Annotated in this window: 19 protein-coding genes, 4 tRNA genes and 2 pseudogenes; 21 read left to right on the top strand and 4 right to left on the bottom strand. The window is 34.5% G+C overall.

Annotated features, from left to right (window positions below):
• Positions 1–72 precede the first annotated feature (72 nt).
• The 18 genes from ACZLO7_RS14340 (at position 73) to ACZLO7_RS14255 (ending at position 14,377) form a co-directional block, all read left to right on the top strand.
• Positions 73–789: a thioesterase II family protein gene (locus ACZLO7_RS14340; protein ID WP_464939160.1), complete on the top strand. Its 717-nt coding sequence runs from the start codon at positions 73–75 to the stop codon at positions 787–789.
• A gap of 26 nt (positions 790–815) precedes the next feature.
• Positions 816–1,508 (top strand): 4'-phosphopantetheinyl transferase family protein, encoded by a 693-nt coding sequence (locus ACZLO7_RS14335; RefSeq protein ID WP_464939161.1) that lies wholly within the window; start codon positions 816–818, stop codon positions 1,506–1,508.
• Positions 1,509–2,125: 617 nt separating this feature from the next.
• Positions 2,126–2,425, top strand: coding sequence for a DUF3817 domain-containing protein (locus tag ACZLO7_RS14330; RefSeq protein WP_464939162.1), 300 nt, complete (start codon positions 2,126–2,128; stop codon positions 2,423–2,425).
• 509 nt (positions 2,426–2,934) lie between these two features.
• Positions 2,935–3,120, top strand: a complete 186-nt coding sequence (locus ACZLO7_RS14325; protein ID WP_464939163.1) for a hypothetical protein — start codon at positions 2,935–2,937, stop codon at positions 3,118–3,120.
• A complete protein-coding gene (locus ACZLO7_RS14320; protein WP_464939164.1) occupies positions 3,117–3,833 on the top strand; it encodes a group II intron maturase-specific domain-containing protein in 717 nt (238 codons plus the stop codon). Before ACZLO7_RS14325 ends, ACZLO7_RS14320 begins: the two co-directional genes overlap by 4 nt.
• A 467-nt stretch (positions 3,834–4,300) precedes the next feature.
• A complete protein-coding gene (locus ACZLO7_RS14315; protein ID WP_464939165.1) occupies positions 4,301–5,908 on the top strand; it encodes a M20/M25/M40 family metallo-hydrolase in 1,608 nt (535 codons plus the stop codon).
• Between the two features lie 527 nt (positions 5,909–6,435).
• A tRNA-Gly gene (locus ACZLO7_RS14310) sits at positions 6,436–6,510 on the top strand.
• A gap of 6 nt (positions 6,511–6,516) precedes the next feature.
• A tRNA-Ser gene (locus ACZLO7_RS14305) sits at positions 6,517–6,609 on the top strand.
• A gap of 32 nt (positions 6,610–6,641) precedes the next feature.
• A tRNA-Met gene (locus tag ACZLO7_RS14300) sits at positions 6,642–6,718 on the top strand.
• A gap of 3 nt (positions 6,719–6,721) precedes the next feature.
• Positions 6,722–6,794 (top strand) — tRNA-Phe (locus tag ACZLO7_RS14295).
• A gap of 463 nt (positions 6,795–7,257) precedes the next feature.
• A complete protein-coding gene (locus ACZLO7_RS14290) occupies positions 7,258–7,476 on the top strand; it encodes a helix-turn-helix transcriptional regulator (RefSeq protein WP_511261343.1) in 219 nt (72 codons plus the stop codon).
• A 21-nt stretch (positions 7,477–7,497) separates the two neighbouring features.
• Positions 7,498–7,896, top strand: a complete 399-nt coding sequence (locus tag ACZLO7_RS14285) for a hypothetical protein (RefSeq protein ID WP_464939167.1) — start codon at positions 7,498–7,500, stop codon at positions 7,894–7,896.
• 83 nt (positions 7,897–7,979) lie between these two features.
• A complete protein-coding gene (locus tag ACZLO7_RS14280) occupies positions 7,980–8,807 on the top strand; it encodes a hypothetical protein (RefSeq protein ID WP_464939168.1) in 828 nt (275 codons plus the stop codon).
• A 64-nt stretch (positions 8,808–8,871) separates the two neighbouring features.
• Positions 8,872–9,111, top strand: a complete 240-nt coding sequence (locus ACZLO7_RS14275) for a glutaredoxin family protein (RefSeq protein WP_464939169.1) — start codon at positions 8,872–8,874, stop codon at positions 9,109–9,111.
• 403 nt (positions 9,112–9,514) lie between these two features.
• Positions 9,515–9,649 (top strand): hypothetical protein, encoded by a 135-nt coding sequence (locus ACZLO7_RS14270; protein ID WP_464939170.1) that lies wholly within the window; start codon positions 9,515–9,517, stop codon positions 9,647–9,649.
• Positions 9,649–9,813, top strand: coding sequence for a hypothetical protein (locus ACZLO7_RS14265; protein ID WP_464939171.1), 165 nt, complete (start codon positions 9,649–9,651; stop codon positions 9,811–9,813). Before ACZLO7_RS14270 ends, ACZLO7_RS14265 begins: the two co-directional genes overlap by 1 nt.
• Before the next feature lie 380 nt (positions 9,814–10,193).
• Positions 10,194–12,299 (top strand): bZIP transcription factor, encoded by a 2,106-nt coding sequence (locus ACZLO7_RS14260; protein ID WP_464939172.1) that lies wholly within the window; start codon positions 10,194–10,196, stop codon positions 12,297–12,299.
• Between the two features lie 374 nt (positions 12,300–12,673).
• Positions 12,674–14,377 (top strand): methyl-accepting chemotaxis protein, encoded by a 1,704-nt coding sequence (locus tag ACZLO7_RS14255; RefSeq protein ID WP_464939173.1) that lies wholly within the window; start codon positions 12,674–12,676, stop codon positions 14,375–14,377.
• An 868-nt stretch (positions 14,378–15,245) separates the two neighbouring features.
• Here ACZLO7_RS14255 and ACZLO7_RS14250 read toward each other — a convergent pair.
• Positions 15,246–15,722, bottom strand: a pseudogene (locus ACZLO7_RS14250) (hypothetical protein); the annotation flags it as partial.
• 549 nt (positions 15,723–16,271) lie between these two features.
• Here ACZLO7_RS14250 and ACZLO7_RS14245 point away from each other — a divergent pair.
• Positions 16,272–16,429: pseudogene (locus tag ACZLO7_RS14245) on the top strand (IS5/IS1182 family transposase); the annotation flags it as partial.
• A gap of 354 nt (positions 16,430–16,783) precedes the next feature.
• Here ACZLO7_RS14245 and ACZLO7_RS14240 read toward each other — a convergent pair.
• Positions 16,784–17,041 carry an Lrp/AsnC ligand binding domain-containing protein gene (locus ACZLO7_RS14240; RefSeq protein WP_464941167.1) on the bottom strand — a complete coding sequence of 86 codons (258 nt, stop codon included), beginning with the start codon at positions 17,039–17,041 and terminating at the stop codon, positions 16,784–16,786.
• 79 nt (positions 17,042–17,120) lie between these two features.
• On the opposite strand from ACZLO7_RS14240, the gene ACZLO7_RS14235 reads away from it, so the two are divergent.
• Positions 17,121–17,441 (top strand): hypothetical protein, encoded by a 321-nt coding sequence (locus ACZLO7_RS14235; RefSeq protein ID WP_464941168.1) that lies wholly within the window; start codon positions 17,121–17,123, stop codon positions 17,439–17,441.
• 181 nt (positions 17,442–17,622) lie between these two features.
• Here ACZLO7_RS14235 and ACZLO7_RS14230 read toward each other — a convergent pair whose 3' ends face one another.
• Positions 17,623–18,657 (bottom strand): PTS sugar transporter subunit IIC, encoded by a 1,035-nt coding sequence (locus ACZLO7_RS14230; RefSeq protein WP_464941169.1) that lies wholly within the window; start codon positions 18,655–18,657, stop codon positions 17,623–17,625.
• Positions 18,658–18,876: 219 nt separating this feature from the next.
• On the opposite strand from ACZLO7_RS14230, the gene ACZLO7_RS14225 reads away from it, so the two are divergent.
• Positions 18,877–19,290, top strand: coding sequence for a membrane lipoprotein lipid attachment site-containing protein (locus ACZLO7_RS14225; protein ID WP_464941170.1), 414 nt, complete (start codon positions 18,877–18,879; stop codon positions 19,288–19,290).
• A 181-nt stretch (positions 19,291–19,471) separates the two neighbouring features.
• Here ACZLO7_RS14225 and ACZLO7_RS14220 read toward each other — a convergent pair whose 3' ends face one another.
• Positions 19,472–19,918: a MarR family winged helix-turn-helix transcriptional regulator gene (locus tag ACZLO7_RS14220; protein ID WP_464941182.1), complete on the bottom strand. Its 447-nt coding sequence runs from the start codon at positions 19,916–19,918 to the stop codon at positions 19,472–19,474.
• Positions 19,919–20,095: the final 177 nt, after the last annotated feature.

The raw sequence follows: 20,095 nt of genomic DNA, 5'->3' as shown, positions 1-20,095 counted from the left end.
ATTAAAATGTTTAAACGTATATAATTTGACCAATTGAATAAATTTGGGATATAAAGGAGAAATTTTCATAAAATGATTGGCACCTTAAAAACGCTTAAAACTACTCAAGAAACTAGAGCACTAATTTGCTTTCCGTTTGCTGGAGGATATTCTGCTTCTTATCGTCCACTTTCCCAAGCCATTGAATCTAATTGGGAAATTTTTGCCGTTGAGCCTCCTGGACATGGAACTAATTTTTCTCCATTGCTTAATAATATTATTAAGCAAGTTGAGCTATACGAAGAGATTTTATTAGAGCGCTTCAGCAACCGATCCTTTGCCTTATTCGGTCACAGTATGGGGGGAATTATAGTTTACGAGCTAACCCAAAGGTTAGAGAAGAGAGGAGTCTATCCTGAAGTCATATTTATTTCAGGTCTAGTACCCCCACATTATAAAAAAAGAAAGATTTCTCACTTAAATGATGACGAATTGCTAGAGTTCATCGTATCACTTGGTGGCTTTAGTCAAGAGATACTACAAGAAAAAGAATTATTAGAATATTTCTTACCAGTTTTTCGTAATGATTTTTTTGCGGTGGAAAGTCATGTATATGATTGCTCTAGAATTATTGAAACACCTACCCATATCTTTAGTGGAGAGAAAGATCCATTTGCTACACCGGAGATAATGAAGGAATGGGGAAAGTATTTCGAAAATTCAACTTTCCATACTTTTAACAGTGGGCATATGTTTCCTCTTACTAATACCACTGAGGTAGCAAGTATTCTAAAAAAGTGTCTAATGTAAGTAACATTTAATTTTGGTGATACAGTATGGGCATGATTAAAGTATATTGGCTCTCAATACCCAAAAGTCTAAAGCTAGAGGACATTAGCTCTTGGGTAAAATTATTAGATTTAGAAGAACAGACAACCTATAAACGTTACAAAGTAGATTTCAAAAAAAAGGAATTTCTTGTTGGCCGTCTATTGTTAAAACATGTTATTAGTAAACATTTAACCCTGGATTTGTCAGATGTAAGATTTCAAAAAAAACAATATGGAAAACTGTATTTAAAAAAAGTAAGAGAAGAAACTACCAACTTAGATTTTAATTTAACACATTCAGAAGGGATTGTTGCTTGCGCTATAGCTAATCAAGTAGTTGGGATAGATGTAGAGTTTATGAAAGAGATTAATCTTGATATATTAAAACAAGTACTTAGTAGTGACGAAATGCTTTTTTTGCAAGCATACCCAAATGAAATGTGGAAAAAGCTCTTTTATCAAATTTGGACGAGGAAAGAAGCATATCTAAAAGCTATAGGCACTGGTTTTATTTTTGAACCTAATACGCTTAATATTCCAATTAGTGATAACTTAGACAGCGCAGGATGGGGATATTTTACAACAATGATAAGAGATAATTACCTTTTATCTGTTGTAACACCTGAGAATCAAGGGGCGTACTCTAGTCTAGAAGTCCAAGAATTAAATATATATGACTTACTAACAAGCATAGAGTAGTAAATTAGGAGCGGACTTTTCAACAAAAAGAAGATTAATAAAGTGTACGCTTTGTAAAGGACATTTTGAAAAAAGCTAAGCAACTTGTAGAAGCTGCTGCCTGTAATTGCAGGCGGCAACTTTTTCAAATCACATTGCCCTAGAAAATGGTTGTAGTAAATCATATAACTCTTCACTTCTCGTTTTACATTTTCTAACCAATCTACAACTATTTCTCCCCAGCATTCTTTTTTTTAATAGTTTCTCTTGAGGGAGTTGATTCTTATCCCTATATCTCTTTGCTTTTCGATGTTCCATAAACATGTTTAGTCACTCTCCTACGTCTAACATCTACAATTTACATACCTATGAAATGAATTTTAGTTGTTGCGCGGAAAAAGATACATAATCTGTGATTATTCACTATTCATTAGCGTTGAAAAGTATGATTAAACCTTACAAATGCTTTAATAATTATCGCGTCTTCATTTTGGAAAATGAATCCGCATTCTTTAGTCAATAATCAGACACAATCTACTTTCTTTTTAAACAAATAATATTGTTAGGTAATGTAAAATTCGATAAGCTAGTAGTAACTTCGGATTTTATCCGTGTAAATTGTTTGTAGGAGAGAAATTATGCTAAAAAATCCTGTTGGTCAGCTGAGGTTAGCTGGCTATTTTGACGGCATTTCGTTATTAATATTGTTATTTATTGCGATGCCTATGAAGTATATGTTAGATATTCCGATGGCTGTTCGCATTGCTGGAGGAGCACATGGTTTCATTTTCGTTGCTTACGTTTTAGTTGTTTTATATGTAACAATTAGTGTTCGCTGGAATGTTCTTTGGTCATTGCTAGCATTTGCTGTAGCATTTATTCCATTTGGAAATTTCATATATGATATCAAATTAAAAAAGCTTGAACAGCGATATTAAAAAGCCTGACAATTAATTGTTAGGCTTTTTTGGTGTGCCGGGCATGTCCGGTAACTAGGTGATGAAAGTTCACTGTGGGCGTTGGGATATGCGAACCACTAGCCAAGAGCAAGGGTGTCCGTGGCGACAAACCTTGGTCCGAGGTACACGAATCACATTCGAGGTTGTTCTGGTTGGACGAGATTGCCAAACAAATCGAAATCCTAAATATCCACGGAAATCAGAGCAATAAATGTGACGGATAGATGAGGTGAAAGTGGGGGGACTTACCCCGGGGATATACACCGCAACCGGTAAGACGGGTAGAAATTCCGAAAGGAAATGACGATACAAGAAAGTTAGGGATTCCAACTGTAACAGACCGCGTTATTCAACAAGCGGTTGTTCAAATCTTAACGCCAATCATCGACCCGACTTTCAGTGACTATAGTTATGGTTTACGCCCAAATAAAAGCACCCATCAAGCAATTGCACAAGCACAATTCTATATGAATGAGGGCTACTAATTCGTGGTAGACATGGACTTAGAGAAATTTTTTGACCGTGTTCAACACGATAAACTGATGTCTCTAGTTGCAGGATATATTAAAGATAAACCAACGTTAAAGTTAATCCGTAAATTTCTAAACGCAGCTACAATGGCAAATGGAATCATAACCCATAGCCAAGAAGGTGCGCACAAGGCGGCCCATTGAGTCCATTACTTAGCAATATTTTTCTCCATGAACTTAATAAAGAGCTTGAAAAGCGTGGTCACAAATTTGTTCGCTACGCGGACGATTGCAATATCTATGTAAAAAGTTTAAAGGCAGGAAAACGTGTAAAAGTAGGTATGACAACATTTATCGAAAAGAAATTAAGGCTTAAGGTAAATGAGGAGAAATCAGCGCTGGGAAAGCCGAACGCACGGATATTCTTAGGAGTGAGTTTCTACCGAAACAAGAAACAAACGAGTGTATACGTGTCGAAGAAAAGTAAACAGAAATTGGAAGATAAAATTCGGCGCCTCACAAATCGCAATTGGAGCGTTCGAATGGACGAACAAATTAAATGCCTCAACTACCTAATTCAGGGGTGGGGTAATTACTTTAAAATCGGAGACGTTGGCACATACGCAAAAAAGATGGACGCTTATATACGCCGAAGACTAAGAGCGTGTCGGTGGAAAGAATGGAAGAAAACCTCAACCAAGTATCGCAACCTCAAGAAACTCGGTATCCATCCGAACGATGCTTACAGGATAGCAAATACCCGAAAGAGATATTGGCGTTCATCTAATAATCCAATCATTGATAGATCCCTAAATAATAAATATTGGGATAAACAAAATCTAACAAGTCTCTCCCTGGTCATTTTAAAAACCATAAAACAGTTCCAATTGGTTTATTTAAATAAGCTTTTTCATTGACGATATTGGCCAAGAGATTTAATTCAGGACGAATGGTCGCTACATAATCGAAGCGATCATAAAGTTGAAAACCATATTCTTATCAAAAATTTCCTTTCTGATATTTTTTGTCTCAATATCTCACTCCTAACTTTATTTCCTGATTTTTTAAAATATATTGACGTTAAAATGTATTTTTCATATATTCTAAATATATCGTTTCCTTTAACAGAAATTTTTTCCGGTGAAAGGGAAAGGATCGGTAATTTTGTATCGTGATTCAATGTATACACCTTTGGACCGTGTGATTGATAAACGTCCCTAAGCAGCGTATCAATCAACAGCATCTTCAGGACAATTGGAAGAAATAATTTTGTCTTAGTAAGCCAAAATTATAGAAGCTATAAATGAGTATGATTCATTTCTAGAAAGTGAGACTAAAAGAGAAATCTTTTGCACCTGAAGAGTATTTAAAAGGGGAGTGAGACATGATGTGGGGTACATCCAAGCAATTACGAGATTTATTATGTGAGTTAGTCGGATGGGAAAGCCAGACATTGACGACTGGAGAACAACAATTTTCAAAGAAATTACAAGCTAAATTACAACAGTTACCTTATTTTGAACAGAATCCACAATATATTGAACTATGTGATGTTGATAAAGGACGCCAGGTAGTATCTGCATTGTATAAGCACCCTGATATACAAGAAACGGTTGTTTTAATTAGTCATTTTGATACGGTACAGATCGAAGAATATGGTTCTTTAATGCCCCTTGCAATGATACCTGAAGAACTTACAAAAGCTTTTTTAGCTAATCCTACTTTACTACCTAAATCAGCACAGAAGGATTTACAATCAGGGGAATATTTATTTGGACGAGGCGTAATGGATATGAAGATGGGACTTGCACTTCATATGCAATTGATTGAGCGAGCGATTGAAGAACAATGGAAATTGAATTTATTGTTAGTAACAGTACCAGATGAGGAAGTAAACTCTGCTGGTATGCGCCAAGCAGTAAAACATATTACACAGTTACAAGAAAAAGAGAATCTAGAATTAGTATTATTTTTAAATAGCGAACCTTCATTTTCACAAGGACCGGCAGATTTACAGGAATATATTTATTCCGGAACAATCGGTAAAATCATGCCTTCAGCTCTTTTCTATGGTAAAGAAACACATGTAGGTGAGCCACTGAAAGGTATAACTGCTCCCTATATGAGTTCTTTCCTGACGCAGGAAATGGAATGGAATGAGCGATTCTGTGAAGAAGATTACGGTGAAAAAACACCGCTCCCTGTATCGTTGCAGCTAAAAGATTTAAAAACTCAATATTCAACGCAAACACCTTATCGCGCTGTAGCCATGTATAACGTTTTTTTATTGAAACGAAGTGCAGGTGAAATCATGTCGATCTTTGAATCTGTTGCAAATGAAGCGATGGCACAATGCCAAGCACGATACAATGAATTGTGTCAAAAGCAAGGTATTGACGGAGTAGGGAATATTCGTGTTATCCAATTTGAGGAATTGCAGAGCCATGCGATTAATAAACTTGGTGATACGAAAGTGGCTTCTATAATCGAGGAAGTCATTGGGCAGGAAGAGTGGGATGATCGTGAGAAATCATTGCGCATTGCAGATCAATTAATGATTCACTGCCAAGAACTAGCACCAGCAGTTGTATTGTTATTTGCACCACCATATTACCCGCCTGCGAATTCTTCAGAGAATCCATTAATAAAAGGGGCAATTTCATTATTGTTAGAAGAAGCCAAGAAATATGATATTCCATTAGAACATATTCATTATTTCAACGGTATTTGTGACCTAAGTTACTGTCAATTTACAGCAGATAAAGATTGGGAAACGTATGAAAATAATACGCCTGTTTGGGGACAAACATATTCAATTCCATTTAAAGAAATGGAACAATTCACAGCGCCGGTACTAAATGTAGGGCCTTTTGGCAAAGATGCACATCAAATTTCGGAACGTTTACATGTGAAAAGTGCATTTGAAGAAATGCCTGAATTGTTATACAATTTAATACAGTATATAAGTTCAAGTAAGATGGTAAAAGGTTAAAGTTCAAGTGATTAAATGCGTTAGCATTAATATGATTAGTTGAATAAGATAAAAGTGCAATTGTTGATCCACCAACTCTTCAAATTGAGAGTAACGTCTTGTCATCAGAAAATTGATGTATGAGACGTTTTTTTATTAGAAAAATACGAGTGAACATGATTAAGGAATAGCTTGAATTCTATGTACTTTATAATTTGTAGAATCTGGGAAGTCATTACGGAACAATAGATGTTTTACTATATAAAGATAATACACTTCTTATTAAAGAAGATGAAAACTAGTCTAAACGAAATAGTCTAGAAGTATAAATTGGATGAAGTAAAACAAATGAAAACGTCTCGAAAACTATATTAAAATGGTCGATGAGACAATAAGAAATATATTAGGAGTAGTGCAAAAGGGAGCGCTTTGTTTTTGTTATTTTAATATATCTTAAAAATTAAATATTCTAACATATTATTTACCTGTTGACGGATAAATGTATTATGTGTTAAATTAATTTATGTACTAAAGAGCACATAACATATGCGGAAGTAGTTCAGTGGTAGAACACCACCTTGCCAAGGTGGGGGTCGCGAGTTCGAACCTCGTCTTCCGCTCCAAAGTACGGAGGAATACCCAAGTCTGGCTGAAGGGATCGGTCTTGAAAACCGACAGGCGGGTCATACCGCGCGGGGGTTCGAATCCCTCTTCCTCCTCCATTTTTTATAAATAGAGTTTTCAATAATATTATCGCGGGGTGGAGCAGTTCGGTAGCTCGTCGGGCTCATAACCCGAAGGTCACAGGTTCAAATCCTGTCCCCGCAACCAAACGGGTCAGTAGCTCAGTTGGTAGAGCATTAGATTGAAGCTCTAAGTGTCGGCGGTTCGATTCCGTCCTGACCCATACATAAGTAAGAGTTATCCTTAAAAGTTGAATTGACTTTTAGGATAACTCTTTTTTGTTGTTTTATGGATTGTAAATGTTGTTTTGTAGAATGAACAATATGGAGATGGTGTTTTTGACTCCGATTAAGGGAGCAAAAAATAGCATCAACTATCCACTTGCTCTCCTAATATAAGGAGCAAGTAAAACTACAATAATTAGATATCCCCAAAAAGGAAAATACTAAACCTTCATAACCAAAACAAAAGATAATGTAAAAAATAATTAAGTTCAATGGCTAAACAAAGAAGTATTAAAAAATTAATTTTAGAAATCCCCAAAAGAGAGTTGCCTTTTAGGTTATAAGAGGCGACTCTTTTATTTTTTTTATATAAACTCTAACCTGCTTCTTTCTGATTTTTTAAATAATGTATAGTTTACAATACATTTTGTATGTGATACTCTACATGTAGAGGTGGTTGGATTGAAAAAAGGCAAAGTAAACAATAATGTACGCTATTACCGACGATTACTCGATCTAACACAAGAAGAATTTGCCGAAAAAATTGGTGTACACAGACAAACGGTTATTGCGATTGAGAAGCAGAAATATGAACCTTCAATTGGTGTAGTTTTAATGATTTCTTCGGTCTTGAAGGAACCAATTGAAAAATTATTCTTTTTTGATGATGAAGTTGAATAAAGAGTTAAGGGGGAATTATACATGCGTTCGAAAAAATGGTTGATTCTAATTTTTTACTTATATTTATTTTTATCGTTTGGGTATACAAGTTATTCTGCGTATGGTCGAGGGGATAACTTTTGGGTTATCTGGGGCATAGTAACTCTAGTTTTAGGTTATCAAGTCATTCGATTCTTAATTGATAAGAAGAAAGATGGATGGAATAGTAGTTATGTAGTGGCCGATCATCGAATTTTAGGAAAGATTAAATTGTCATTGGCTATATCTTATGTGTTTATAATGGTTTTTTTATTAGTTGGAGCGCTTGGAATAAATCAAGGTATCTTTATTTTTGATCCGTTTGAAATGATGGTTGCGGCTATGATTTTTAGTTTTTTGGTATTTATGATTTCTCAAATAGTACAACAATTTATAAATTAATTAACCAAGGTTGTTATTTTTCATTTTAATTCTTCTTTATATGGTGTACGTACAACAAAACACCTACAAGGAGGAATTTTTTTATGACAATTATTAGCGTATTATCATTAAACAGTCTAGAACAACAAACAGTAGTGGAGAAAATTAAGGAACGGGTAACAGCGGAATTCAATCTTGCTGCCGATTTCTCTAAATTGAAAGCAAATAAAGTTGATTTCAATCCTGGAGAAGTTCAAACAAAGGAAAAATTGATTGGGAGCCAATTTACTGTTCCGGTCAAAACATTTGAAGGATTAGATGGGGAAGTGCAATATGTAGAATTTAATGATACTTATTATTTTAATGTTGCCACTAAAACTCAAAAGCCTGTGTTATTAAAGGCACTACAAAAGAGTACTACTCACGATAATGAAAACCTTGCACGAATTGTTAAACATCTAGAAGCTGAGGGTTATACAATTAAACATGACGAAGAGTATGTCATTCAAAATCAGAAAACCGCTTTTGAAAAAGAAGTGGAAGCTTATACTGAATCAACAACATTATTCGTTCTGCCTATTTACAAAAATGACGACGAGATTGGGTTACTTACAATTGATGAAAGCTCCAAAATTCCTGTTGGTCTTATTGGTAGCGAAAGAATCTTTATCAATGAAGACGACGAGATTGTATCAATACAGGCAGAAGGTTGTTCTCTAACTTGGTTTCAATGTATGGATCGAGAATTATGTTCAGGCGTTATCGACTGTGTAATTTTGGGTAGTTCTTGTATTGGTCTTTGCTGTGGCTGTGCTAACCCATTTCTTTGTATTGGCTGTGTTGCATGTGCAGTTAAAATAGTTTCTGCTGCTTGGACTTGCCGTATGTGCGTTGTAGGAGCGGCACGACCAAAAGAATGTCCGACGAAGTAAATAAAAATTTAGAACGCAACTATTTTCAGTTGCGTTCTTTTTGTCGTATAGAAAAAGAAATATATTGTCATTAAATATGAGTCAAGGTTGTGGATTTTGCATAAAACAAAAAGAGTTTTTATCTAAGAAAGGAATTGTTTTTGAGGAAAGAGATATTAATTCAAACGATCAATACTTTCAAGAATTTAAAGAATTAGACGGGGCAGGTGTTCCATTTGCTATTGTAAAAGAAGCCGGTGAGATTGTTTCGATGGTTATAGGGTTTAAAGAGGTAGAGCTTACTAAAATATTACTTCAACAATAAAAGAACGGTGGGTGAGAAATATTCTTATCCACCCTTGTATCTTGTGCTTCTTCAATAATGTGTACTAATGCGTTGCAAGCATTCACGAATTATACGTGTAAAAGATGTAATAAAGAATTTAAAAAGGGATTACAACATATGCGTGTATTAAAAACAACACACACTACGCTCAATAAAAACAGATAGTAGCTTGTTTTTATTTTTCTGCTGCTATCTGTTTTGATTTTGTTAAAGATGATATTAATAACCAGGAAAATCTAGATAATACTAAATAGCTAGAAGTATAAAAGACTTGAAAAATTTAGAATGCGGAATTTTGTTCAACACTAAACTCTTCAAGCACATCTGCTCCGATTATTACATACTAAAATAGATTAGATATTTATTGAAGGAGTGTTTATATATGACATCAAAATTTATTATCGACGATACTAAAGCCATAGTAGAAAATGTTAATCTCAAACTTAAATATAGGGGTATCACTAAAAAAGAATTAATCCTTAATACGGAGCAGCTCCTTATGTATTCGGAAGCTTAATGATTGGTGGTTTATTATTATCATTAATTCTAGCTATTTTTGCACCTGATACGAGGAAGGTCACACAATATGAGGATCTTGCAGAAGAGCAGGTAGTGGATGTCGAAAGATCTATTTTAACTTCGGCAATGCCTTTAGAAATAAAATCTAAAGTCAAAAATTAGAGTCAAAAAATGAACATATCACCAATATAATAAAAAGAATAAAAGTGGGGCTCGAGATTTTATTTAGTTCCATTTTTACTTTGTATTAAAAGATTTGAAGAAAGTGTATGGAATGATGAAAATAGAATCAAATTGTTATGTTTTTATTAAAAGGCTTTCGATATAACGTCGGAAGCTTTTTCATATGTTATGAAGAGGTTTTAAATGGACTAGTGGTGACATGCCACTCTCTTTTCAATAAATTGATAAACATTATTTGTGAATTCCTCAGGAAAACATAAATATGTAGTGTAATTTTACAATTATTTTAACAAAAGTTGTTGTTTTGTGTAAAATTAATATGTATAATAACTTTTATATTATATAGGGGGTGAGTGTAATTGCATTCAAATAATTTAGAAAAGCGAGTAAATGAGCTAGAGCAAGAGGTTTCTATTTTAAAGCAAGAAATGGCTCAGCTAAAAAATCAAATCGTTTCACCAATCCAAAAAGTAGAAAAAGCTAAAATTATAAATTCAGAAAAAACTGCAATTAAGAAAGAAGTACTTGAAAGGACGTATGTCCAGAATGTAAAGGTGAATGAAACACCTCTTCAAAAACCTAGAAAAGAAAAGACTTTAGAAGAGATGCTAGTATGGTCATTACCGAAAGTTTTCATGATCATGATCGTATTTGGTGTTTTATGGGGACTAAAATTAATTAGTGATTATGGCATTCTTGCAAATGGCTTTAAAATTGCATTAGCGTATGTATTCTCCCTAGCCCTAGTTGGCCTGGCATACATTATGGAATATAAAAAGAAACGTCAAAAAGCGCTGTATATTACGCTATACGGCGGTGCGTTTATCATCGGTATTTTAACGACGGCGGCAGGGGCCATTTTGTATGATGTTCTACCATTACTTATCGCACTACTGGTTGCACTTCTATATATTACATACGGAATTGTCATAAGCTATATGAAAAAAAGTGAAGTGCTAACGATATTTGTAGTATTCACAACGTTACTTCTTCCATATTTACTAGAATATATGGCATTTGGTGAGACCATTATATTAGGCTTTATCGTCTTATTATTTGCAAGTATACAAATTGTTATTTGGAAGCATCATCAAAAAATTGCACTGTATACAGGGTTGTTTTTTTCACAAATGGCGGTTTTAATTGTTGGGTTTATGAATAATTATTCTGAATTTGTATTTGGTTGTACATTTTTAATTGTATTAGGTATCTTCATGTACAGCTGGATTCGTTTTTATGAGGCAGGTCAAAAGTCATCGACGTTATTTGAGGGTATAGTGTTTGGTATTAGTATGATTAGTTTATTTTTCATTAATTTAATAGCTGATGATTATAGTAGCTTGTTCTTACTGATTTACATGAGTGGTTTTATTGGTCTTGGAAGTTATGCTTATTTGAAAAAGAATAGTAGACTTGTTGATATTTTCTATACCGTGGCGTTAGTGGCTGCGATGAATTTCATCATTCAATTGGAATTAGCAACGAATTTGAAAGAATTCATTCTTCCATTTACTGCATTTATCAGTTTGCTTTTAGCACTTCGTTTACGTGCTAGCTTGATGAAAGTAACAAATTCTTTGTTATTTACAATTGTAGTTTTATTAGCCTTTTTAGACGGTTCAGTCATTCCATTCTGGAGTTTCTCAAATATCAATCAATTAGTCATTATTGTTTATATGTTCGTCTTATTTATATTTGCAATGCGTCCCAAAAATATATCAGGTCGTTTTGAAAAAGCTATGGATGAGATAGCAATATTAGAGATTGTGCCTATTTTAATTAGCTTATATGTATTTTCCTATATTGCAAAGTTAGATTATGAGTATTTCAATGTAGAAGGTGAATTACCATACTTATTATTAATTGTATTAGCTATTACAACTGTTGCAATCTTATTTATAAAGGAGAAATTTATCGGAAGATTTTTGCCGATAATATTCCTACTTAGTTTCTGTTTTTCCATGATTTTTGCTTTATTAGTAGAAGATTTGTCTGACCAAGTAGTAGTTTATAATTTTGTCTTTAGAATTGCTTATACTATTATCTTTAGTTACTTAATATATTCAATTTGTAAAGGGAAGAATTACTTTAGAAAATGGCAAGTGCAAATAAGAAATTTTGTTGAGCAAGTTATTTCTATCGGACTTGTTGTAAATATGATTGCAGTTATCACATTGATATCGCAAATTCATACAATACATTATTTTGGTGTAAGGTTTTTATATACAGGTCATACGATAATAATCCTCATCACAGCATGTGTTGCATTATGGCTTAGTGCACAGAGGAAGCAAAAATTCATTCGATCTACAGGATTCAGCTTGTTAGTCTTTGGTATTGCAAAATTAATCTTCTTTGACCTTTCTTATTTAGATTTACTTATTCGTGCAATCCTCTTCATCAGTATTGGTGGGTTTGGCTTATGGTTGTCGAATAAGTTATTACAGAAGGAAGATTTTGAGTAGGGAATTTGAATTTTTAAGCTAACTTCAGTAATATATTTATAACAAAAATCAGGCTAGCTCATGAAGAGGAAATCATGAGTTAGCTTTTTGTTTGTGTATCTTAATGTTCACGTGTTTACTATGTTTGTAGGATAAATTATTAATCTATTTCTAAAAAAATAATTTCATATGAATAAAGTTATGGTAAATTAATACTATATTTTGATATAATGATGTATAATTCTAGATAAAGATTGTTAGATAATAATCGATTAAATTCCACATATTTACTTATTTTATATTTTGAATATTAATAATTACCGAAATATATATAAATAAATAAGGAGCATTTTTTATAGCATTACATAAATCAAACTAAAGGTGTGAGAGTAAAGTTGGGGAAAATACTAGGGTTTATAAATTTCAAAACTGTAAGAGCTAAAATATCATTTGGCTTTATGATCGTTGTTATTATGATGACGGGGTATAACGTTTATAGTTATGTTATGCAGCAAAACTCAACAAAATCAACGAAGGAGATTGTAGAGTTTGAGTTAGAAATTTTAGCAGCAGAGGATAAGTTAGCTTCATCATTTGCAAATCGAATGGCAGCAGCAAGAGGATACATTATTTCTGGTGACAGTAAATATAAAGAAAAATTTAATGATTATACAGTTATCGCTGAAGAAAATGAAGCAATTGTTAAAGAATTAACATCTTCGATAGAGTTAGATGAAATAGTGGAAAAAGCAAGAGTGTGGCGTACATATGTAAAAGAAGATGTATTTGCAGAATACGATCGTGGGAATAAGATACTAGCTGCAGATAACTTGAAGTCTGTAGACGAACAAGCCAGTGAAATACAGAAAAACTATGAAGAGTTAGCAGCAACACGTGAAGTGGCAATTAAGAAAATAGGTAAAGAAATGATTGAAAATGGGGAGAAAAATCAATTAGTAAGTATTATTTCGTCTATAGTACTTACAATCATTTCATTATTCGTGGCTTATATTACTGCTCGCTTAATCGTAAAACCTATCAAGCTGGTAGCAAAACGTATGACAGATATATCACAGGGAGATATAAGTCAGCCAGAACTTCCAAAAACGACTAATGACGAGATTGGACAATTAATTGAATCTACAAATGCGATGAGCAATAATGTCCATGCAATTTTGAGTCACATTCAATCTGTGTCTCACCAAGTTGCATCAAATAGTGAAGAACTTGCACAATCCGCATTAGAAGTAAAAACGGGCAGTTCACAAATAGCAATAACTATGCAAGAGATTGCTGAAGGAACAGAATCCCAAGCAAGTAACGCTAGTGATTTAGCAACAGTTATAGAATCATTTAGTCAAAAAGTAAAAGAAGCAAATTATGAAGGCGATAAGATGAACAATCACTCTTCGAATGTTCAAAGTCTTACAAATGAAGGTAGCAGACTAATGATAGCTTCAACTGAACAAATGCGTAAAATTGACGATATCGTTCAAGCTTCAGTGCAAAAAGTAGAGGCCTTGGCAGAGCAATCTTTAGAAATTTCAAAATTAGTATCTGTCATTACAAGTATTGCAGATCAAACAAATTTACTTGCTCTAAATGCGGCGATTGAAGCAGCTCGTGCTGGAGAACAAGGAAAAGGATTTGCTGTAGTAGCTGATGAAGTACGAAAGTTAGCTGAACAAGTAACGTTTTCAGTAACAGACATTGCAGGTATTGTTCAAAAGATTCAACAAGATACAAAGAATGTGACGACATCATTACGTAGTGGGTATGAAGAAGTAATTCAAGGAACAGAGCAAATCGCTTCAACGGGTGAAACGTTCAACAATATATCAACTGCTATTGATAATATGGTTGATAATATGTCTGTCATTACAAATAATTTAAGTGATATATCACAAACAACTTTACAAATTAATCATTCAGTCGACGAAATTGCATCTATCTCTCAGGAATCTGCAGCAGGGGTCGAAGAAACAACTGCAACTGTGCAGCAAACAACAAGTTCGATGGAGGAAATTTCAAATAGTTCAGATCATCTTGCTGAACTTGCAGAAGAACTCAATTTCCAAGTTCGGAAATTTAAATTATAATATGCTTAAAAACCAGGTTCTCAATGGAGAACCTGGTTTTTTAAATATATATATAAGACCGTTGATTTCCGCTACGGTAGACGCTTTCCGCGGGCGGGCGCCAAGCCGCTTCGTCGCTACGCTCCTGCAGGGTCTTGGACTGTCCCGCTTTTCCCGCAGGAGTCGCCACCTCCGCTCCAATCAACTACAAATGTAATAAAAACAAATATTTTGAGGCGATGAAAAATGATGACGAGACCCTTTCAGAATGTAGACAAAGTCGAAGAAATACGAATTTATCTACAGTCTTTTTTCTTTTATAAAAAGATAAGACCGTTGATTTCCACTACTGTGGACAAATTCCGCGGGCGGGCGCCAAGCCGCTTCGTCGCTACGCTCCTGCAGGGTCTTGGACTGTCCCGCTTTTCCCGCAGGAGTCGTCACCTCCGCTCCAATCAACTACACATGTAATAAAAACAATCTCTTGAAGCGATGGAAAATGATGACGAGATTCTTTCAGACTGTAGACAAAGTCGAAGAAATCCGAATTTATCTATAGTCTTTTTTCTTTTATAAAAAATAGATAAGGCAGTTGATTTCCGCTACGCTAGACGCTTTCCGCGGGCGGGCGCCAAGTCGCTTCGTCGCTACGCTCCTGCAGGGTCTTGGACTGTCCCACTTTTCACGCAGGAGTCGCCACCTCCGCTCCAATCAACTACACATGTAATAATAACAAATATTTTGAGGCGATGAAAAATGATGACGAGATCCTTTCAGACTGTAGACAAAGTCGAAGAAATCCGAATTTATCTACAGTCTTTTTTCTTGGCTGTTTTCTTAAAGATTGTTGCTTTTAATTACTTAATTGAACAATAGTCAATGACCGAGTTCAATTAACCTGCCCCACTGCCGTAATTTTGCAAGTTGAAATTGCAAATCTAAATATATCAGAATTTATTTGTAAAGTACCTAGCACTATGCCAAGACCTGTTTGTTCCACGTTAAAATTAGTTGCAGTATCACCATCAATTACTAAAAGATTCACTGTAGAACCGATAAGTGTACCCAGCAATTGTCTAATTGGTCGTTCACGACAATCACATTCGCACCCAGAACCAACAGGTGGCAACAAGTTAATTGTAGGTCCCGGCGTCAAAAATCCTACCCCTATAACATCAGAAATATTTACCGCATAGGTTGTTGCCCCATCTGTAACAGTAACTAAAAAATCATTCACTTTAGTAATAGTGAATAAAAAAAAGAAAGGCGGTGCATTTACCTGGTCTACAATGGTGGCAAGAATTACAGTTTGCCCAACAAGTTGTTTTAAGACGGACTGAATCGGGGAAACACAACAGTCACAAATACTCAAAGAGGGGGCGGCTGGAGGACAACAACTATTAAGTGCTTTGTACTTAACCGGTGGACACCATTCGTTAGGTTTCATTCTAATAATTTTCTTTTTTTTGGACATAAATCCACCTCCACATTCTTATATAATATGTTTTTTTAGAAGTATGAGATGAGCGTAATGCCTAATCAGGTTCTTGTTGAACGAACCTGCAACGTTAGTTGAATAGCAATAATCTTTTCGAAAACAGCCTTTTTCTTTTATAAAAAATAGATAAGACCGTTGATTTCCGCTACGCGCTACGGTAGACGCTTTTCGCGTGCGGGCGTCAAGCCGCTACGTCGCTACGCTCCTGCAGGGACTTGGACTGTCCCGCTTTTCCCAGCAGGAGTCGCCACCTCCGCCCGAATCAACTACACATGTAATAAAAACACATCTTTTGAGGTAATGGAAAATGATGACGAGGGAAAAATCCTGAAAGAGATCAAATTGAAATGATTGCTTTAGATCAGCTAGTACCTCATGAACATCTTGTGAAAAAAATGGAGTCTGCGATTAACTCAGAGTACTGCGGACCTAGAAAGTGGATATTATGTGGAAGATGAACGTACAAACACTTTGCATATTCTTTTCACACTGCAGCCGACAGAGAAGGATAATCTATCGTAACACTAGGAAACGTGCATGATAGTTATATACTCCGGTTCTCAATGGAGAAGCTGATTTTTATTATGAGAATAAGTGTGAAGCTAAGTTGTTAGAATGTTGATCCTTTATCATTTGAAATTTCATGAGAAAAATAATTTTAAGTAAACGGTAAGGTACATTAAAACACTCCTTCAAAAAAGCCGCTGATGTGAATATGAAATGAAGTCTCGATGATTATAAAAAGGTTGCGACGTTTATAAAAAAGATGAACCGAAAACTTTCTGTGATTTTCGGTTCTTTCATAATGGAGTTAATGAGTCAGGTTAGTTCAAGTCAAGAAAGAATCTTTTATGATTCAGAAAATAAACCCTTTTAAGCGAAGTAGAGCAAGAAATTGTGGATAGTGATGATTAACTGCTAAACTAATTTTATAGTATTCTATTTTTAATGACGTTTATTGAAAGGTTTAATCGGTAATTGCTAAAATAAAGAATATTATCCAATAAATCATTTAATTGCTCTTCTGTTTTTGCACTTGCTTTTAACAAATAACAGCCTTCCCCCGAAATCTTATGGGCTTCTAAAACATCATTCCTATTCTTTAGAAAATCTTTAAAACTAGTATGATTGGTTGTTTTCATAAAAACTGTTATAAAAGCTAGAAAAGTATGATTACCTAGTTTCATCTCATCAATAATGATGGAATAGGATTTAATAACTTCATTTTCTTCTAACTTTTACGGGGGTTTTTTGTGGTATGACAGGGTGAGGAGTGACATTTTGGAAATTGGCGCTACTGAGAAGAAGATTATCACTACTCGGAGGGGGATAGGCACTACTGAGAAGAAGACTATCGCTACTCAAAGAGAGATTGGCGCTACTGAGAAGAAGATTATCGCTACTCGGAGGGAGATAGGCACTACTGAGAAGAAGATTATCGCTACTCGGAGAGAGATTGGCGCTACTGAGAAGAAGATTATCGCTACTGAGAAGAAGATAGGCGCTACTCAGAGGGAGATTGGCGCTACTCAGAAAGATTATCGCTACTCGGAGAAATCAGAAAGACTATCGCTACTCGGAGGATGATTGGCGCTACTGAGAAGAAGACTATCGCTACTCAAAGAGAGATAGGCGCTACTCAGAAAGACTATCACTTTCAACAACTTGAAATCACAACATTCATTTGTATTCACAAATTAATTAATCTGTCTAACCTACAAAATGCCATGTGAGAAATGTTCTTCACATGGCATTAATTTAAATTATTTTATTCAATATGGATTTTATAATCTTCAGATTTAATCATTTTAAGATTCGTTGAGAAGATGCGTAGTAAGACTACATTTAAAACGGTTGGTATGACGAAAAACATTGCAATCATAACCGTAATATTCGATGTCGTCCAGCCATCAGGTGTTAAGTTGATATAGTTTAGTGGTCCAATAAGTCCAGATAGGCCAAACCCTGCGCTCATAGATGTACCTTGTACATTTAATATACCTGCAAGTGCTCCTAAAATTGCTGCTGTAATAAGCATTGGAAATGCTATTTTTGGTTTCATGAAGAAGTTTCGCATTTGAATTTTTGGTGAACCAAGTACATGAGCTAGTGCTGTACCCAATGAATTTGATTTGTAGCTAGCGATACATAGACCAATACCTGCTGAAACAATACCTAAATTGGCCGCACCAGCACCAATGCCAGATAGCATAATGACGGTAGCCACACCTACAGTTGAGAGTGGAGACAAAATAAGTACACAGAAAATAACAGCGATAGTTGCTCCCATTACAATAGGTTGAAGATCTGTTAATTGTTGAATCCCTAAACCAATAATGCCTGTTCCTGTTTGTACATAAGGTAAGATCAAGTACCCAAATAAACCAGGGAAGAAAATAGTTAAAGTTGGTAGTAAAAGAATTGTGTAATCTTTTAATTTTGCACCAATATATTTAACAAAAAGTACAGCTAAACCGGCTGTAACACCTGTGTTTAAAACGACACCAATCCCTTGTAATGTCATGACACTTTCATTTATTTGGACTACTCCACTACCAACAACTGCAGCTAAGCCGATACTAGCTGTCTGAATAGGTGTTAATTTAAATGTCATACCAACAGTAACACCAATCATTATTGGTAACATACTCATAACTAAAACGGATATATATAGTATTTGTTGTAAAGCTGGAAAATGGGGAATGAGTATTTTTAATAGTTCACCTACAAGGGCGTTTGGTATTAAGGATACAACAATCCCAATACTCATTCCTGTTAACAGCTTATTAAAGAAATCTTTCAATAAAATCCTCCTCTAGTAAAATCATGATGTAATAAGACTTTGTTACTGTAGTTTATCGCTTTAAAGTAACATAGTAAATAGAAAATTCAATATTGTTACTTAAATTGTTTTGGAAATATAGTCAAATAAGTTTTGTAAGAGGTTATATTTTGTGGGGATTTGGGAAACATAATACAACTACGGAAATACTTTTCATACCTTTTAAAAGGGGATAGAGTAATGAAGAAACTTCTCATGTTGTTTTGTATTTTGTTCGTTCTAAGTGGCTGTATGGAATCAAATAATGTAATTGAGTTAGGAAATGTAACAGAGAAAGGCAATGTAGTTGTAAAAAAATCAATTGAAACTGAACCGAAGTATAAAGAACTGATGGACATTTTTAATAATGGAACAAATTTAAAATTAAGCGATGATGAAGTGAATAGTCTACCTTATCAATATATACAATTTAAGGATAAAACGCAGAATCTAATTGTTGTGAATTATAATATGTGGTTAGATGAGGAAAATAAGCGCATTTTATATTCTGATTATGTAGCAAAAGTACCACTTTATTATGTAATTGAAGATGAAGAATACAACAAATTATTAGATGTATTTGAAAAAGATACACTGCAAACCTTTGCTGAGTAATATCAAGCTTTGATGACGGTAAAATTAAAAAAGTACATCACTTATATGAAGTGATGTACTTTTTTCGTCTGTTCAGGTACTTGTATATGACTTCGAAATGTTGATTTATTTAAGCGTCTGCAATAAAAAAAGGACAATATCCCTAAGTCATTCGACTTTTAAAGATACCGTCCTTTTTATTTTAGCGTGTTGTTTTAAGAGAGTTGTTACGTGTAGAAGTGCTGAGATGTTGAATTTGCTCTTCTAAGACAGTACTTGCTTTTCCAATAAATTGTGAAATGAGAGTAAGTTCATCAGGTGTATAAGAAGAAGCCAGTTCAAGCATTGCTTTATGAAGAGGTTCATACGTTTTACGTACTTCTTCTTTACATTCATACTCTGGAACTATGATGACTCTGCGACGATCTTTAGGATCATTTTGTCTGCGAACATAACCGATTTTTTCAAGACGGTCTATTAATGCGGTAATGCTACCAGTAGTAAGCCCGGTTTTTTTTGATAGTTCTCCAGCGGTAATAGGACCCGTTTCGCGTAGAATATCTAGAGATTTAAAATCCATATTATATAACCCAAGAGAGGCAGCTACATTTTGTTGATGTAATAAAGTTCGGGTGCCTAGTCCACGCATAAGTGAGGTGAAATGCTCTTGCGGATTTGCAGTTTGATCATTTTGCTGACTTGACAAAAAATAACCCTCCTTTTAAAATAATTAATACCTTGATGGTCAAGATATTAGATAAACAAGATATTTGATGAGTGTGTTATTATTCAAGTTCATTCTAATGGAGTCATTAATAATTTGTAA

The sequence above is a fragment of the Viridibacillus sp. d25.2 genome, from assembly GCF_055456015.2.
Note: the sequence above shows the minus strand (reverse complement) of the source record. Positions and strands in the feature narration are given on the sequence as shown.

Coding starts and splice junctions, on each gene's coding strand:
- ACZLO7_RS14225 (WP_464941170.1), top strand. CDS start 18,877: ATGAAGAAACTTCTCATGTTGTTTTGTATTTTGTTCGTTCTAAGTGGC.
- ACZLO7_RS14220 (WP_464941182.1), bottom strand. CDS start 19,918: ATGCGTGGACTAGGCACCCGAACTTTATTACATCAACAAAATGTAGCT.
- ACZLO7_RS14265 (WP_464939171.1), top strand. CDS start 9,649: ATGATTGGTGGTTTATTATTATCATTAATTCTAGCTATTTTTGCACCT.
- ACZLO7_RS14315 (WP_464939165.1), top strand. CDS start 4,301: ATGATGTGGGGTACATCCAAGCAATTACGAGATTTATTATGTGAGTTA.
- ACZLO7_RS14280 (WP_464939168.1), top strand. CDS start 7,980: ATGACAATTATTAGCGTATTATCATTAAACAGTCTAGAACAACAAACA.
- ACZLO7_RS14340 (WP_464939160.1), top strand. CDS start 73: ATGATTGGCACCTTAAAAACGCTTAAAACTACTCAAGAAACTAGAGCA.
- ACZLO7_RS14240 (WP_464941167.1), bottom strand. CDS start 17,041: ATGAAACTAGGTAATCATACTTTTCTAGCTTTTATAACAGTTTTTATG.
- ACZLO7_RS14270 (WP_464939170.1), top strand. CDS start 9,515: ATGACATCAAAATTTATTATCGACGATACTAAAGCCATAGTAGAAAAT.
- ACZLO7_RS14335 (WP_464939161.1), top strand. CDS start 816: ATGGGCATGATTAAAGTATATTGGCTCTCAATACCCAAAAGTCTAAAG.
- ACZLO7_RS14285 (WP_464939167.1), top strand. CDS start 7,498: ATGCGTTCGAAAAAATGGTTGATTCTAATTTTTTACTTATATTTATTT.
- ACZLO7_RS14330 (WP_464939162.1), top strand. CDS start 2,126: ATGCTAAAAAATCCTGTTGGTCAGCTGAGGTTAGCTGGCTATTTTGAC.